This is a genomic window from Streptomyces sp. NRRL F-525, from assembly GCF_000716605.1.
In the GTDB taxonomy this organism is placed as follows: domain Bacteria; phylum Actinomycetota; class Actinomycetes; order Streptomycetales; family Streptomycetaceae; genus Streptomyces.
Genome location: NZ_JNXE01000013.1, coordinates 192,833 through 208,591 on the forward strand (window position 1 = coordinate 192,833; position 15,759 = coordinate 208,591).

Here is a 15,759-nt window from a genome sequence, read left to right on the forward strand (position 1 = left end):
ACACAAGCCACTCAGACGCCAAGGCGCACAACCGGCTCCACCACACTCCGCCCCGCCACCATGACCAGCCCCACCCCCACCGCAAGCCCCACCGCAGGCACCACCGGAAACCGCCCGCCATAGGCGAACCCATGCCCGGCAAACCAGATCAGCGCACTCACACTCGCCGCCACCCCGCCCCACAACGCCCAAGCCCGACGCGGGACATCACCGGGCCGCGCCCGCTCGTACACCACGGAGAGCCCCCGCTCCAACGGCCCCAGCACCCCTACAACCCCCACCAGCAAAACCCCGAGCACAACCACCCACGGCACCCGCAGCACCCACCAACTCCCCGACCCATAGGCCGGTTCGGGAGCAAGCCCGGTGAGATAGAAGGCCGCGGCAACAATCAGCACCGGCAACATGTGCCACAGGTAGAGCGTCATACTCGCGCCACCCAACGGCCGTACCACGCGCCAGAGTCGCTCCCCCTCCAACAGCCGCCGCAACACCGGCGCAAGCAACAGCGCCACCCCCACCTGCCCAACCGCCCAGGCCAGCATCGCGGCGGACGGCGGATTGGTGTTGCTCGGACTCTGCCCGGTCACCAGGATCAGACTCACCGGAAACGGCCCGAACGCGACCAGCACGGCGAAGACAGCGGCACCACCCACGGCCATGCAGACAGACAGGCCGGACCGTTCGACAAGCAGCATGTCCCGCCAGCAGAAGCCCAGTTGATAGGCGACACCCCACACGAGCACGTAGTTGAGCAGCCCTACAACAGGCGCGTGCACCGCGACCACCACCGCATCTGCGCCGACCGCGACCACCCCCATCACCACCGGCACCCGCAACCCCCACTGCCGATGTGCCGCGTACAGCACGGGAGTTGCCGCACTGAGCAGCAGATACACCGGCAGGAACCAGAACTGCATCGCCATCGCCCACCCGACAAGCGCGAGGATGCCCGGATCCACCCCGACCGCCGAGCAGATCGCGACAGCGACCAGCACCAGCCCGCTGTACACCCCGGCAGGCAGCAGCAGCCGCAGCGCCCGCTGTCCCACCCAACCGCTCGCCGTACGCCCCTCGTTGAGGGCCCGCGCCCACGAACCGCCGGCCGCATGCCCGCCGGCCAGGAAGAACAGCGGCATGATCTGGAACCCCAGGGTCAGCCACTGGGTCCAGCGCACGGTCGCGAGCAACTCCGGTGCGCTGATCACCCCGTCGGGATCCCGCACCAGCCCGGTGATCAGCCAGTGCCCGAACACCACCAGCACGATCGCCCACGCCCGCAAGAAGTCGACGTAGCGATCCCGGCCCCCGCTCAAGGTCCCCATAAGTCGTCATGGTGCCTCCGACGCAAGGGAGTTGAGGGGGAGCGGCACCGTCCCGCAACCAATCCGTGCCCGTCACGACACCGGTGACAGCTCCCCAAATCCCTTGACCCGCCCTTGCCTTGACTCGCCCCTGTCAACACTGCTTCCCTGAGCCCACACAGCGAATTGGTCTGCACCAATATCGCGCAGGGATTGAATCGATTCACCCCCCGTCCCCCCCGTGGAGGTCGCGCATGCGTACCCGATCGAGATCCCGTTCCCTCTCCCGTTCCCTCACCCGCTCCCTGTCCCGCTCGCTCGTCTCCGCCGCCCTGCTGACCGGAGCCCTCGCGGCGGCCGGCCTCACCACGGCGACCCCCGCGTCGGCGGCATCTTCCCCCAACGCCTGGCCCGCCCACGTCTTCGCCCCGTACTTCGACGCGGGCTCGGGAAACGTTTCCCTCACCGACGTGGCCAACAACTACGGCACCAAGTTCTTCACCGCCGCGTTCGTCGACGGCCCCGGCTGTCAGTGGCAGGTGCCGGGCCAGTCCGCCCTCCAGTCGCAGATCGACGGCATCCGCGGCCTCGGCGGCGATGTCTCCGTGTCCTTCGGCGGCTACACCTCCGACACCGCCCTCACCGAGATCGGCGACTCCTGTTCCAGCCCGGAGGCGGCGGCAGCGCAGATCGAGAACGTCATCACCACCTTCAACCTCTCGCACGTCGACTTCGACATCGAGTCGGCGTCCCTCACCAACTCCTCCGGCATCGACCGCCGCGACAAGGCCCTTGCCCAAGTGCGTACTTGGGCCGCGAACAACGGCCGCGCCCTGTCGATCTCCGTCACCCTCCCCGCCCTCCCCAGCGGCCTGTCCGGCGACGGCGTCAACGTCCTCAACAACGCCCGCTCCAACGGCTTCACCCCGGACGTCGTCAACCTGATGACCATGGACTACGGCTCCTCGGGCACCGACATGGGCAACGCGGCCAACACGTCCGTGGACGCGGCGGCGAGCCAGGTCGCGAGCGCCTTCGGCATCTCCACCTCCGCCGCGTACGCCAAGCTCGGCAACACCCCGATGATCGGCCAGAACGACAGCGCCGGCGAGGTCTTCACCCTCGACAACGCCCGCAGCGTCGAGGCCTTCGACGCCTCACGCGGAATCGCGCTCACGTCGTACTGGTCGCAGAACCGCGACAACGGCGGCTGTGCGGGCTCGACTTCGGCGCAGAGCACCTGCAGCGGCGTCAGCCAGAACTCCGGTGACTTCGCGCGTATCTTCCAGGCGTTCACCTCCGGCAGCAGCAGCGGTGGCGGGGCTACCGGCTCAACTGTCCAGTCCCTGCCCGGGACTTGGGCCCAGTGCGCGAGCGAGAACGGCACCTGCGGGGTCAGCGGCACGACGGCGGTCGCCTACGGCGCGAGCGGCAGGTTCAACTACGCGACGGAGACCGGCTCCACGCCCTGCACCAACGCGGTCTTCGGCGACCCGATCTCCGGCACCGCCAAGTCCTGCTACGGCCAGACCGCCCCGCCCGCGACCAACGTGTGGACCTCCTGCGCCGCCGAGGGCGGCACCTGCGCCTTCTCCGGCGTGATGACGGTGGCCTACGGCGCGGGCAGTTCCTTCAACTACGCGACCCTGCCCGGCGGTACGGCATGCTCCAACGCCGTGTTCGGCGACCCGGCCGCCAACACCGTCAAGTCCTGCTACCTGATCGGCGCACCGCCCTCCTTCGCCACCTGGACCAACTGCGCGGCGGAGGACGGCACTTGCACCTTCTCCGGCACCCACGAGGTGGCGTACGGCGCGGCCGGACGGTACGTGTACCGGTCCGTGTCCGGGTCCACCGGGTGCAGCAACGGGGTCTTCGGCGACCCGGTGTCGGGTACGGCGAAGTCCTGCTACGTGCAGTAACTCCTGGGCCGCTTCGGCTCCTTCGGCCCGGCGGATTGAACGATTCAATCCGCCGGCCGAGGGTTCCACCAGGTTTCCCCCTCCGCGCACCGCCGCTCGAACGAGGAGAAGCAGCCTCATGAAACGCACGTTCCGCATCGCGCTCGTCGTCGCGCTGGGCCTGGCGTTCGGCGGCGCGGTATCGCTCGAGTCCCCACCACCCGCGGCCGCCGCCACTGCCTCTGCGGCAGCCGCGGTATCGCTCGAGTCCCCACCACCCGCGGCCGCCGCCACTGCCTCTGCGGCAGCCACCCCGGGCGACCCCTACAACCTCTCCCCGACCTCCCGGACCCTCGCCCCCACCGCCGTCTACGGCACGAGCGGCTCCGTCGGCAACCCGGCGAACGTGCTGTCCCACCAGTCAACTCGCCTGAACGGCAACGGTTCCGCGGTCACCCTGGACTTCGGCAAGGAGGTCGGCGGGATCGTCACCCTGAACTTCGCCGGTGCCAGCGGCGCGGGCCAGAGCGTCGGCCTGGCGTTCAGCGAGTCCTCGCTCTACACCGGCACCAGCAGCGACAACTCGGCCGGCGGCACGGACGGCGCGATCTACGCGACCGTGGGCGGCGCGGGCAGCTGGACCATGCCCACAGACAAACTGCGCGGCGGCTTCCGCTACTTGACCCTGTTCCTCAACTCCGGTGGCTGGGTGGACGTCAACGGCGTCTCCCTCAACTTCACGGCCGCGCCCGGAGTTTCGAACCCGGCCGCGTACCCGGACTACTTCTACTCCAACGACGACGAGCTGAACCGGATCTGGTACGCGGGCGCGTACACAGTCCAGTTGAACACCATCGACCCCACCCAGGGCCGCGTGTACCCGCCGGTGTCCTCCGGCTGGGAGAACAACGCCACGGTGGGCGTCGGCAGCGAGGTCCTGGTCGACGGCGCCAAGCGCGACCGCTCCGTCTGGCCGGGCGACCTGGGCATCTCGCTCCCCACCGCCTACGTCAGCACGGACGACCTGACCGCCGCCCGCAACTCCCTGACCACGCTCTACCAGATCCAGAAGTCGACCGGTGAACTCCCTTGGGGCGGACCGGAGTTCAACTTCTTCGGCTCGGACACGTACCACATGTGGACGCTCATCGGCACGTCCACGTACTACCTCGACACCGCCGACAAGGCCTGGCTGGACGGCATCTGGGCCCAGTACAAGCGGGGCGTCGACTTCATCACCGCGAAGATCGACAGCAACGGCCTCCTCAACGTCACCGGCACCCTCGACTGGGCCCGCAGCGGCCAGGGCGGTGAGAACATCGCGGCCAACGCCATGCTCTACCGCGTCCTGACCACCGGCGCGACCCTGGCCCAGGCGGAGGGCGACAGCACGCTGGCCGCGACCTACAGCAGTAAGGCGGCATCCCTCAAGTCCCAGATAAACGCCCGCCTTTGGGATTCATCGCCCGGCGCGTACAAGGACAGCCCGACCAGCTCGCTCCACCCGCAGGACGGCAACTCCCTGGCCGTCTGGTACGGCGTCGTCCCCGGCATCACCCAAGCCCGCAGCGTGGCCGCCTACTTGCGCACCAACTGGGGCAGCAGGGGCGCCCAGACCCCGGAGTTCAGCAACAACATCTCGCCGTTCACCGGCTCCATGGAGGTGTACGCGCACTTCGCGGCGGGCGACGACACCAACGCGCTGAACCTCATCAGGACCGAGTGGGGCTTCATGCTCGACTCGCCGATCGGCACCAAGAGCACGTTCTGGGAAGGCTATTCACCCCAGGGCGACCTCACCGCCTACCCCGGCTCGTTCACGAGCATGGCCCACGGCTGGTCCACCGGCCCGACCGGCGCCCTCACCTCCGACGTCCTGGGCATCGCCCCGACGAGCGCGGGCGGCGCCGCCTACCAGGTCGTACCGCACCCCGGAAACCTCACCCACGTCGAGGGCACCCTGACGGTCGCCGCAGGCAAAACGGTCCACGCGAGCTACGACCACCCGGCCGACGGCAGCTTCACCCTTCAGGTCGACACGGGCACCAACTCCGGTTCCACCGGCGTGATCGCGGTCCCGCGCTTCGGCCAGAACCACACCGTCACCATCAACGGCAGCACCGCCTGGAACGGCACCTCGTTCACCGGCGCGACGGGAGTGACGAGCGCCGACCAGGACGCCGACTACATCTACTTCCGTGGTGTCCAACCGGGTTCGTACACCGTGGGCTACGCGGCCACCGGCACGGTCTCCCCGACGGAAAACCCTGCCCTGCCCGGCACTTGGACCCAGTGCGCGCTGGAGGGCGGCACCTGCGCGGTCTCCGGCACGAAGACCGTGGCCTTCGGCGCACAGGGCAAGTTCGCCTACACGACGGTCAGTTCGGGCACGGCCTGCACGACGGCGACCTTCGGCGACCCGGCCAGCGGCATCGCGAAGGCCTGCTACGTCCAGCCCGCACCCCCGACCGCGAATGTCTGGTCGCAGTGCGCGAGCGAGAACAACACCTGTGCTTTCACCGGGGTGTTGACGGTCGCGTACGGCGCCGCGGGTTCGTACCGCTACGCGACTCTGTCGGGCGGCACCCCTTGCACCAACGCGGTCTTCGGCGACCCGATCTCCGGCACGGCGAAGTCCTGCTTCCTCGTCGGCGCACCCCCGACCACCACGACCTGGACGACCTGCGCCGCGGAGAACGGCACCTGCACCTTCACCGGTACCCACGAGGTCGCCTTCGGCGCCAACGGCCAGTACTTCTACGGCAGTTACACGGGGGGCACCCCGTGCACGAACACGGTCTTCGGAGACCCGGTCTCCGGAACGAGCAAGTCCTGTTACGTCCAGTAACGCACTCCTCACGAGGAAGGCCGGACGATGTTCAGATCGAAGTCGAAAGGGCGGCCCGCGCAGACCGCCGTACGTAGGCCAAGTTCGAAGCCGAGGTCGAAATCGAGGTCTCGACGCCTGGTCTGGCTGGCGACCCTGGCCCCGATGGTCGCCCTGCTCTACGGCACCACGACCACCCAGCCCGCGCTGGCGGCGGCCCCCGGAGCCCCCGCCGGCTGGTCCACCGTCTTCACCGACGACTTCAACGGCTCGGCGGGGTCGGCCCCTTCGTCGGCCAACTGGAAGTTCGACACCGGCCCGGGTTCCAGCTTCGGGACCGGTGAGATCGAGACGATGACCGACTCCACCGCCAACACCCACCTCGACGGCAACGGCAACCTGGACATCACCGCGCTGGGCTCCGGCAGTTCGTGGACCTCGGGCCGTATCCAGACCCCGACGGCGAACGTGGGCGCACCGGCGGGTGGCAAGCTGGAGGTGGCCGCGTCCATCCAACAGCCCAGCCCCTCAAGCGGGTTGGGCTACTGGCCCGCGTTCTGGATGCTGGGCCCGGGCCAGTGGCCGGAGAACGGCGAGATCGACATCATGGAGGACGTCAACGCCCTCTCCGACGTGGCCGGCACGATCCACTGCGGCACGTCCCCGGGCGGCCCCTGCAACGAGGGCACGGGCATCAGCAGCGGCCTGCGAGCCTGCTCCGGCTGCCAGAGCGGCTTCCACACGTACGCGATGATCCTCGACCGCACCAACACCTCGGCCGAGACGATCACGTTCTACCTGGACGGCAACGCCTACTACTCGGTCGCCGAGTCCCAGGTGGGCGCGGCCACTTGGCAGGCGGCCTTCGACCACAACCAGTCGATCATCCTGGACCTGGCGATGGGCGGCACGTTCCCGAACGCGGCCTGCGGCTGCACGACGCCGTCCGGCTCGACGACATCGGGCGGCACGCTGAGCGTCGACTACGTAGCGGCGTACACCACAACAGGAAGCAGCACAGGCTCCACCACCCAAGCCCTGCCCGGCACTTGGAGCCAATGCGCCGCCGAGAACGGCACCTGCACCCTCAACGGCACGTCCGCGGTGGCCTTCGGCGCGAACGGCCGCTTCAACTACACGACGGCGACCGGCTCAACTCCCTGCACCACGGCGGTCTTCGGCGACCCGTCGTCCGGAGTGGTGAAGTCCTGCTACGCGGAGACGGCACCCCCGGCAACGAACATCTGGTCCACCTGCGCCGCCGAGAACAACACGTGCGCCTTCTCCGGCGTGATGACAGTCGCGTACGGCGCAGCAGGTTCGTACCGCTACGCCACGCTGCCGGGCGGCACCGCGTGCACCAACGCGGTGTTCGGTGACCCGATCTCGGGCACGGCGAAGTCCTGCTACCTCATGGGCCCGCCCCCGTCGTTCGCGACGTGGACGACGTGCGCGGCGGAGAACGGGGCCTGCTCCTTCTCGGGCACGCACGAGGTGGCGTACGGAGCGAACGGCCAGTACTTCTACGGGTCGTTCAACGGGGGCACCCCGTGCACCAACGGGGTGTTCGGTGACCCGGCATCAGGAACGGCGAAGAACTGTTACTACCAGTAACAATGCGCAGGTGGGAGGCCCGCCGTTACTCACTTTCGGGTGACGCTCCCGGCGGGCCCGGGGTGGCGCACCGTGGCGAACGCGGAGCTCGGCCCAGTGCCCGCAACGCCTGTTGTCCGGCCGGGGCGTCAACCTGGTGCATCACGTACATAAATGGACGGTACAGGCGACAGTCACGGAAACACGACTGACTCGTAACACGATTCACGTATCGCTCATATCCCGACCGCCCGGTGGAGAAGGTGTGGGTGTGCGGCCAACAGGCCGCCACCCGCACACCGCACAGCCCGGGATCCGGCCGTAGCCGTATCCAGGGAGGTGCCCGCACCATGCTGGGGGAACCCGTGACCTCTTCACCTTCCGTGTCCGTCCGCCGTCTGGCCGCCGCCGCTCTCGCGGCCGGCGCTCTCGTCGGCGCGGCGGCACTGCCGGCGACCGCTGCCGACCACCACGCGGCCCGGGCGAACGTGGAGATCAGCCGCGTGCAGTACGACTCTCCGGGACCGGAGGACCGCTCCAACCGCTCCCTGAACAACGAGTGGGTGGAGATCACCAACCACACCCGCAGTGCCGTCAACCTCGACGGCTGGAAGCTCTCGAACAAGGACGGCCAGACCTACACCTTCCACCACTACCGCCTGGACGGCCACGCCACCGTCCGCGTCCACACCGGTGTCGGCCGCGACACCAACCGCGACCTCTACCAGGACCGCCACAACTACACCTGGGACAACCGCTCCGACACCGCCACCCTCCGCAACGACCACCGCCGCCTCGTCGACGACAAGTCGTGGGGCAACCACGACGGGGGCCACGGTGGCGGCGGTCACAACGGTGGCGGCGGCCACAACGGAGGCGGCGGTCACGACGGCGGCGGCCACGGTGGCGGCGGCCACCGCTGACCACCACCCGCACTACGACGTCATGACGCTCAGGCGATGACGTGACATCTGCGGCGCGCTTCCCCAGCCAGGGGCGGCGCGCCGCTCACGTCTGCGCCGGACCTCAACCCGGGTAACCTCGGCCCAACCACACGGCAGGCACGGGGAGTTCAGGCGATGGCGAAGAAACCGGTACGCGCAGCGGTGGGAGACATCTGGCTCAAGTGCCAGGTCTGCCAAGGAGATCTGTTCCGCGACCGGGGCGTCCTCCTCAACAGCACCGGCATGGAATTCATGAAACTCGCCTGGGCCGACGAGAACGCCACCGGCCTGATCTGCTGGCGCTGCGGCTACGTCCACCTGTTCGTGAACAGGGACATCAAGCTGTACCGGGCGGACAAGTAGCGAGGACCGCCGAGCCAAGTGGATTTGCTACTGAACTTGATTGGGTGATGTCGGTCCCGTTCGGCTGACAGCTCGTTGTCTGCACCGTTAGCCCTGGGTGTGAGGTACGCGCAGGGCGGCGGGCTGACCGACGCAGAGAGAACCACGCGGGAGCGGTTACGGCTCCAGGTCGTGGAACGTTTCGAGGGCGGCCGGAAGAACGCGGAGATTGCCACTGCCCAGCGTGTCAGCGTGTGATCGATGGAGCGGTGGCGCCGGGCCTGGCGTGAGCTTGGCGAGGCGGGAGTCCTATCGAAGGGGTCACCGGGAAGACCTCGGTTCAGTGAAGTTCAGATCGCCAGGCTGGAGCGTGAGTTGGAGCGCGGTCCGCCGGCTCACGGCTGGGCGGACCAGCGGTGGACGCCGGCACGGATCAAGACGCTGATCGGCCGACTGTTCCATGTCTCCTACACAGTCGAGGTGTGGAGGAGGGAGACCTGGCTGCGGGTAAGAGCACCGCGGCGGAGCGCGGGGCCTGGATCGTCTTCGAGGACGAGGCCGGGTAGTCGATGGCTCCGCCGCGTGCCAGGACCTGGAGCCGGATCGGCCAGACTCCGGTCGTGAGGGTGAGGGTCCGGGGCTCCGGGCGGGTGTCGATGGCGGGCATGGCCTGCTACGAGCCGGGCGAGCGGTCCCGGCTGATCTACGCGATTCGCGAGTACCGGGGCCGCAGGGACGAGCCGAAGGGCTTCGGCTGGCGCGAGTTCCGCGACCTGATCGTCCGCGCCCGTATCCAACTCGGCGGCCCGATCGTGCTGGTCTGGGACAACGTCCGCCTGCACCTGACGGTTGACATGCGGGAGTTCATCGCCGCGAACGTCGAGTGGCTCACCGTGTTCCAGTTGCCCACCTATGCCCCGGACCTCAACCCTCAGGAAGGCGTGCGGTCGCTGGTCAAGCGCGACGTCGGCAATCTCGCCGCGGCCGACCTCGGTCAGATCACCCGGGCCGTGAAGCGCAAGCTCAAGATGCTGCAGTACTGCCCCGAAGTGATCGACGGCTGCCTCGCGGGCACCAGTTTGGCCCTTTGACCGAAGCAGCGCGCAGTCAAGAACAATCTGAGCGGTACGCGAAGGGCCTGTCGGAGCAGCTGGTGCATTCGAACAGGTAGATGCCGCCCATGTCGCCGAGCATGAGCCCAGGGGGGCATTGGATCGCGGTGCGTTGTTCGTATGGAAGGTCCCAGATGGTTCCCATGGCCGGGGTGTCCTCGATGGGCAGCCACCTGCGCCAACTCTCGCCATCGAACTCGTTGCTGCTGATCGTCAGGAGATGCTCCATGCGCACACGGCATGTCGGGCACGTCGGCCAGTCGGGCTCCTGCGTCCACGTCGGATACCCGCCGACCTTGACGCCGTCCGACACGGAGAGGTGGGACCAGTAAGACCAGCCGGTTTCCTCCTCCAGCTGTTCGAACCTGGCTTCGAGCGCGTCGGCGACCTCGTCCGGGAGGTCCCAGTTGGGGTAGTCGGTGACACGCTCAGGGTGCAGGACGCACGGGTCCGGAAGGTAGTCGTTGTCAGCGCCGGTCGGGCGGGGTCGGTTGGCCGGCTGCAGGTCGCTCAGGGAGCCGTCTCGCCAATAGATCTCGGGGCGGGGAACGTAACCGTCCTCGTGATCGAAGGGGCACCACAGCACCTGCAGCAGATCGGTGGCGCTGGGGAAGACCAGGTCAGGCACGTCGGCCGCGAAGAGCTGGAGGACCGGGACGAGCGGGATCGGTCCCTGGGCGGGAGGGGAGAACGCCGTGCGCGGGTGGTCGTCCTGGCAGTGGGGCCAGGACTCCGAGAACGGCCAGAGCACGGGTCCGCCGAGCGAGCTTTCCCGCGCGCTCGGATCGCCGAGGCGCGGATGCAGGCGAACGGCCGTCTTCCGGTAGCTGGCCACCTCAGGGAACAGCGTCTCGACATCGAGCGGACGTGGCGGGGTGGTGCGAGCCATCGGAGTGCTCCTCACAGACCAAAGCGTTGGCTTGGCCACGGACGAGGCCGCGGTGGGCTGAGAGTAACCGCACGGTCCGTCAGATCCAGCAGCAGGCCCCGTTCTCGGTCACGGGACAGCGCGCCGTCGGCCCTGACAACACCCGACAGCACGAGTTCAAGTTCAGTAGCTGGCCTGTTGGGGTCGGCGGGGCCTAGCCGTACGGCTCTGGACGCTGCTCCACGGCGGCTCCTGAGCTTGAACTCATGGTGTCGTTGGAGGTGAGTGACAGTCCGGTTCCGGCGAGGCATCCGTCGATGAGGTGCGGGCCGTACTGGATTTTCCTCATTCCGTGGCGGATGGTCTGGATGAGGTGCTCGGGCGTGGTGAACGCGGTGTTGGACAGCCAGCCGCGTCGCAGCAGGGACCAGACACCTTCGATTGGGTTGAGGTCGGATGCGTAGGAGGGCAGTTGGTATTTGGTTAGCCAGTCCTGCTGGTCGATGAACTTCCGCATTCCGTAGGCGAGATGGACGTTGAGGTTGTCCCAGACGAGCAAGATCGGCCAGCAGAGCTGGGCATGCGCGGTGATGAGCAGGTCACGGTAGTCGGTCCAGGAGAGCTCTTGTGTCCGTCGCATCGGCCGTTGTCACGGCGCGGCGGGTAGATCAGCCGGGAGCGTTCACCAGGCTTGTAGTAGGTCAGAACGGCGACGGAGATCCGGTGGCGGGAACGGCCACGAACCCGGACCATGAGCGTCTGTCCGCGCCGTGCCCAGGTGCGGGCGGTCGGCGGCGTCATCGAGAAGCCGGACTCGTCCTCGAAGACGATCCAGGCGTCGAGAGCCGCCGCGGTCCTTTTACCTGCGGCCAGGTCTCTTTCACCCAGCCGCAGATGGCCTCCTCGTCGCGTTCGATGGCTCTCCTTGCCGGGATCTGGCAGGAGAAGCCGTGCGGGATCAGCAGCTTGCACACTCCTTGCAGGGTGTAGCTCTTGTGGAAGCGACGGCCGATCACGGTCTTGATCCGCGACAGCGTCCATCGCTGATCCGGCCAGTCATGTGCCACCGGCCGCTTGGTCAACTCCGCCTCCAGCTGCACGAACTGGATCTCACTCAGCCGCGACGGTGAGGCCGAACCCGCCGACCGAAGCGCCCGCGAACCGCCCTTGCCCTCAGGTCCGCCGCCACCGCTGCACCGACCGGATCTTGACCCGTAATTTTTTCGCGATCACCGAACTCGGCTCACCCGCAGCGAACCGCTCGGCCGCCCTCAACCGGATCCCCTCGCGGAACTGCCGGCTCTCGTCCGACAGACAGCCACCCTGCGCACGCCTCATAAGAGACGACGTACCGCGGGGATCAAGCTCTGTCAGCAGCTACGACAGCCCGAGTTAAAGCTCAATAGAGACTCAGTAGAGATCCGCGTTCCAGGCACCCGATAATTGCACAGATACGAGACATTCGAGACCGTCAAGCGGGAACCAGCGATCGCGAGTGAACGGCGTACTGACGCGATAAGCCTCATGACTCCCGAGCGTTGTTCCGTCTGTGCACTTCCACGTGGACAGGGCTAGGAGTTACCTGCTCGAAAATTCTGCGCTTGAGTCAGCAGATATTCGCTGAACCGCTGGGCTTTCGTTGCCCGTTCCAGAATTACACCTTCTCGATGAAGGTAGGTAGCAGACCATTTTTTGAGCTTCTCGAAAAGATCTTTAAGCACAACGTCGTCCACGCCGGCGTTCTCTGAGGAAAGGGCACGAAGCTGCTGCGGCCGTCGGACGGGTGCACCATTCAATAGCTCCACGATAAGCATTGAAAGATGGAACTTTAGATTGCTCTTCTGTGACACGTTCGCTTCGGCAGCGTCCGACAAAATGAAACCATCCACTTGGCGTTGCAGCCTGGCAGCCCACAGGTAGACTTGGAGGTCGATTGATGAATTGAACACGAGGCGGTAGTCTTCGTCATTTTTCAGCAACGAAGACGGTTTTCCGCGTGCTTTGTCGGGTCGTGCTAGGCCCATGCCAGTGATGGACGCCCCGAGGAACTGAATGCTTACGATCTTAGAGGGGTCTTTTCCGTCGTTCTTGTAGTATCCCTTTCTTCTGTCGTAGTACCAGCCTTGGGTCAAGAAATAGTTTTCGATATTTCGCTGAACTTCGTCTGTTGCACGTAGAGACGCGTCTGTAATTGCAGTCTGACGGTTCGTTGCTCTGATTACCAGATCCCTTGTGGCGGCGTCGTCAGTGACGATGATCCGCACCAGTAGCATACGCCCGCCGGCCTCTGCTGAATCATCACCCCTGAGTGACTCGAAGATTTCATGACTCGTCTGCAGCCCATTTACGATCTGAATGTTAGACAGTGAGTATGTCTTGGCTGTACTGGTTGCCTCGCTACAAATGAGCGTTACGCCATTGTTTAGCCACCAGAACTCAGGGCTATCGGGTGAGGTTAGAGATTGGCGGATCTCTTGATTCACCGAGACATTTCCCTGGTAGTCCCTGACATTCCACTCGAAGAGATGGCGACGAAGTCGGCCGTTCTCGTCAACGATCAGATCGTAGTAGTCCCGCAACTTCACAATGGCTACATGTGACTCCCCACTCGTAGCGCTTTCTTGGTAGTTCATTGCCAGGGTGTATGGCGGGCGTTCGTTGTACCTCGCCAACAGTTCTTTGTCACCAAGGAGTTCCACGGATGCCGTACGTGCATCCGGAACCGATGAGACGATCACTTGCCTCAAAGCGTTCAACTTTGCTTCAAATTGCGGCGTGATATTGCTAGAGTCGCCCGGTGTTGCGTAAATTACATTCACGCTAATCCTGGGTCGGCGAGTGATGAGTTTCTCCCATGCGTTGCGGAAGATGCTAAAGCGTGTGAGGAGTGTTGGGTTATACAAGACGGAAAGGGATTCGATGGACTGTGACAGGTCCAGCAGTCGACGCATTGTGTTCTCAAGTTTCTCTGCCACATCCTCGGCAAAGCTAGGAGTTCTCTTTGCCTGGACTACCCAGAGTTCCAAGTTCCTGTCTTGACCAAATTCGGCTGGACGGCTCGTATCTGAAACGACGTCTGAGTCTTCATCTAGCAGAGTGTCATCGAAGAATACATAGACTGAGTCGATTGCGCCGTCCTGTCCGCCACCTACGACGCCTGCCTGGATTTCCTCGATTCCTAGGCCAAAGGGCCGCAATGCCAACTCCGAGGAGAAGATCTCAAAAGCTGTTCCGCCGTCAACGGCGGGAAGGTTCTCCTCTTTCCATGCGTCAAATATTCGCAGGATCAAGGTTTGTGCGTTGCTGGGCATTTTCGGCATTGAAGGACTCCTGCAGTAAAAGTCGCTATTTCGCTGAATGTGGCATCGGTGCATGTGGCAGTGCGGTGACGTCGCCGCATTCGCGACGAACGAGCTCGGTCGTGGCCTACGAGGCTGTGTGCGTTCGGGGAATTAGATCGTGGCCCATCTCGCGGGAAGCTTGAGTTGCTGGGCGAAGGCATATCGATTCAGAAGGGGAGGCCGTGTGCTGCAGGTTACTGAACTTGAATGGGTGATGCCGATTGGTCAGTCCCGACATCACCCAGTTAAGTTCAGTAGCGTCCGCTTCCTCCTGCTTCTTGTGATCTCCGAGGATGATGTGGAAGCCGAGGGTGAGGGAGCCGCCTGTCGCTACTGCGCTTAGCCAGGCAGAGGCAGTTCCCCAGTCGATGCTTGCCAAGCCCTCTCCTTGTTTGGCGGTGAATCGAGGGTACGGCCCATCGTGGAAGTGATCAGCTACTTTCCAGCAGAGGGGGCGCAGTGTTGTGCACGGTCCTTTTGCAGATCTGTCGCGATCACTGCGTAACAACGACAAAGAGCCGGGCCCAGTGAGACTGGGCCCGGCTCTTGATGTCTGGCACTTCAGCAGGTCAGCGGTGAGATCACGCTGTTCTGGCGTCTGTGCCCCCGGCAGGATTCGAACCTGCGCACACGGCTCCGGAGGCCGTTGCTCTATCCCCTGAGCTACGGGGGCGTGTCCGTCGCGGTGATCGCGGCGACGGGTAGAACCCTACCAGCTCCCTACGGGTGTCCATGAACAGGTTTCTCGGTGATCAGGGAGGTGGTCAGGGGCGTGGCCGGGGATGTGGCCGGGGATGTGGGCAGGAAGGCGGGCCGGGTCGCTCGCAGGGGGTGGAAGTGGGGAAAACCCGGACGCGGTGGCCGGTCCGGACCTACTCTCGAGTTGTGCCAGGCGCGTCGGGTCGGGTGCTTGTTGTGGACGACAACAAGGTCATCCGGCAGTTGATCAGGGTCAATCTCGAGCTGGAGGGTCTCGAGGTCGTGACCGCGGCCGATGGTGCCGAGTGTCTGGATGTCATTCACCAGGTTCAGCCCGATGTGGTCACCCTCGATGTCGTCATGCCTCGGCTGGACGGGCTGCGTACCGCCGCTCGGCTGCGCAGCGACCCCCGGACCCGTGATCTGCCCCTCGCCATCGTCAGCGCCTGCACGCAGTACGAGGTCGACAGCGGGCTCGACGTCGGCGTCGACGCGTTTCTCGCCAAGCCCTTCGAACCTGCCGAACTCATCGCTCTCGTACGGCAGTTGATCGAGCGGGGGCGGGGCCGCGAGCCGCGTGATCCGGCCGATGGCCTCTCCATCGGTGGCGCCTTTGGTGCGGGCGCCGGCAGCGGTGAGGGTGAGCGGGCCGGGCGGGGTGGACGTAGCGGCGGCTGAGGCTTCCCTCTCCCGTAGCCCCGTAGCCCCGTAGCCCCGCAACCCCGCAGGTCCATCTCCCCTCCCCATATACACGACCCCCTACTCCCCGTACCGGCCCCCTCCATCCGCCCCCCTTCCCCATCCTCCTTCCCCACCCCCCCCAGACCC

At 65.8% G+C, this 15,759-nt stretch carries 9 protein-coding genes, 1 tRNA gene and 2 pseudogenes; 7 read left to right on the forward strand and 5 right to left on the reverse strand.

Annotated elements, in window-relative coordinates:
- Positions 1-11: 11 nt before the first annotated feature.
- Positions 12-1,325 (reverse strand): acyltransferase family protein, encoded by a 1,314-nt coding sequence (locus OO69_RS20365; RefSeq protein WP_033282140.1) that lies wholly within the window; start codon positions 1,323-1,325, stop codon positions 12-14.
- A 233-nt stretch (positions 1,326-1,558) separates the two neighbouring features.
- Here OO69_RS20365 and OO69_RS20370 point away from each other — a divergent pair, with 233 nt between their 5' ends.
- From OO69_RS20370 to OO69_RS53885, 6 genes and pseudogenes are all read left to right on the forward strand, one after another.
- Complete coding sequence (locus tag OO69_RS20370) at positions 1,559-3,226, forward strand: chitinase (RefSeq protein ID WP_051801129.1); 1,668 nt, start codon at positions 1,559-1,561, stop codon at positions 3,224-3,226.
- Between the two features lie 118 nt (positions 3,227-3,344).
- The gene (locus OO69_RS50225; RefSeq protein WP_078652496.1) at positions 3,345-6,053 is read left to right on the forward strand and encodes an MGH1-like glycoside hydrolase domain-containing protein; all 2,709 of its coding nucleotides are present in this window, start codon (positions 3,345-3,347) and stop codon (positions 6,051-6,053) included.
- Between the two features lie 144 nt (positions 6,054-6,197).
- Positions 6,198-7,646, forward strand: a complete 1,449-nt coding sequence (locus tag OO69_RS20380) for a glycoside hydrolase family 16 protein (protein ID WP_234444486.1) — start codon at positions 6,198-6,200, stop codon at positions 7,644-7,646.
- 329 nt (positions 7,647-7,975) lie between these two features.
- Positions 7,976-8,548 carry a lamin tail domain-containing protein gene (locus OO69_RS20385; RefSeq protein ID WP_033282141.1) on the forward strand — a complete coding sequence of 191 codons (573 nt, stop codon included), beginning with the start codon at positions 7,976-7,978 and terminating at the stop codon, positions 8,546-8,548.
- A gap of 156 nt (positions 8,549-8,704) precedes the next feature.
- Positions 8,705-8,932 carry a hypothetical protein gene (locus OO69_RS20390; protein WP_033282142.1) on the forward strand — a complete coding sequence of 76 codons (228 nt, stop codon included), beginning with the start codon at positions 8,705-8,707 and terminating at the stop codon, positions 8,930-8,932.
- A gap of 99 nt (positions 8,933-9,031) precedes the next feature.
- Positions 9,032-10,002 (forward strand): annotated as a pseudogene (locus tag OO69_RS53885) (transposase).
- A 16-nt stretch (positions 10,003-10,018) separates the two neighbouring features.
- Here OO69_RS53885 and OO69_RS20400 read toward each other — a convergent pair.
- The 4 genes and pseudogenes from OO69_RS20400 to OO69_RS20410 form a co-directional block, all read right to left on the reverse strand.
- Positions 10,019-10,912, reverse strand: a complete 894-nt coding sequence (locus tag OO69_RS20400) for a DUF1963 domain-containing protein (RefSeq protein WP_033282143.1) — start codon at positions 10,910-10,912, stop codon at positions 10,019-10,021.
- Positions 10,913-11,105: 193 nt separating this feature from the next.
- Positions 11,106-12,229, reverse strand: a pseudogene (locus OO69_RS53890) (IS630 family transposase).
- A gap of 233 nt (positions 12,230-12,462) precedes the next feature.
- Complete coding sequence (locus OO69_RS50240; protein WP_158713407.1) at positions 12,463-14,202, reverse strand: AIPR family protein; 1,740 nt, start codon at positions 14,200-14,202, stop codon at positions 12,463-12,465.
- Positions 14,203-14,833: 631 nt separating this feature from the next.
- A tRNA-Arg gene (locus OO69_RS20410) sits at positions 14,834-14,905 on the reverse strand.
- A gap of 164 nt (positions 14,906-15,069) precedes the next feature.
- Between OO69_RS20410 and OO69_RS20415 the strand changes: the two genes are divergently transcribed.
- The gene (locus OO69_RS20415) at positions 15,070-15,609 is read left to right on the forward strand and encodes a response regulator (protein WP_078652501.1); all 540 of its coding nucleotides are present in this window, start codon (positions 15,070-15,072) and stop codon (positions 15,607-15,609) included.
- Positions 15,610-15,759 lie beyond the last annotated feature (150 nt).

Excerpts from the sequence above, each read along its gene's own strand:
- OO69_RS20365 (WP_033282140.1), bottom strand. The coding sequence starts at position 1,325 with ATGGGGACCTTGAGCGGGGGCCGGGATCGCTACGTCGACTTCTTGCGG.
- OO69_RS20370 (WP_051801129.1), top strand. The coding sequence starts at position 1,559 with ATGCGTACCCGATCGAGATCCCGTTCCCTCTCCCGTTCCCTCACCCGC.
- OO69_RS50225 (WP_078652496.1), top strand. The coding sequence starts at position 3,345 with ATGAAACGCACGTTCCGCATCGCGCTCGTCGTCGCGCTGGGCCTGGCG.
- OO69_RS20380 (WP_234444486.1), top strand. The coding sequence starts at position 6,198 with ATGGTCGCCCTGCTCTACGGCACCACGACCACCCAGCCCGCGCTGGCG.
- OO69_RS20385 (WP_033282141.1), top strand. The coding sequence starts at position 7,976 with ATGCTGGGGGAACCCGTGACCTCTTCACCTTCCGTGTCCGTCCGCCGT.
- OO69_RS20390 (WP_033282142.1), top strand. The coding sequence starts at position 8,705 with ATGGCGAAGAAACCGGTACGCGCAGCGGTGGGAGACATCTGGCTCAAG.
- OO69_RS20400 (WP_033282143.1), bottom strand. The coding sequence starts at position 10,912 with ATGGCTCGCACCACCCCGCCACGTCCGCTCGATGTCGAGACGCTGTTC.
- OO69_RS50240 (WP_158713407.1), bottom strand. The coding sequence starts at position 14,202 with ATGCCCAGCAACGCACAAACCTTGATCCTGCGAATATTTGACGCATGG.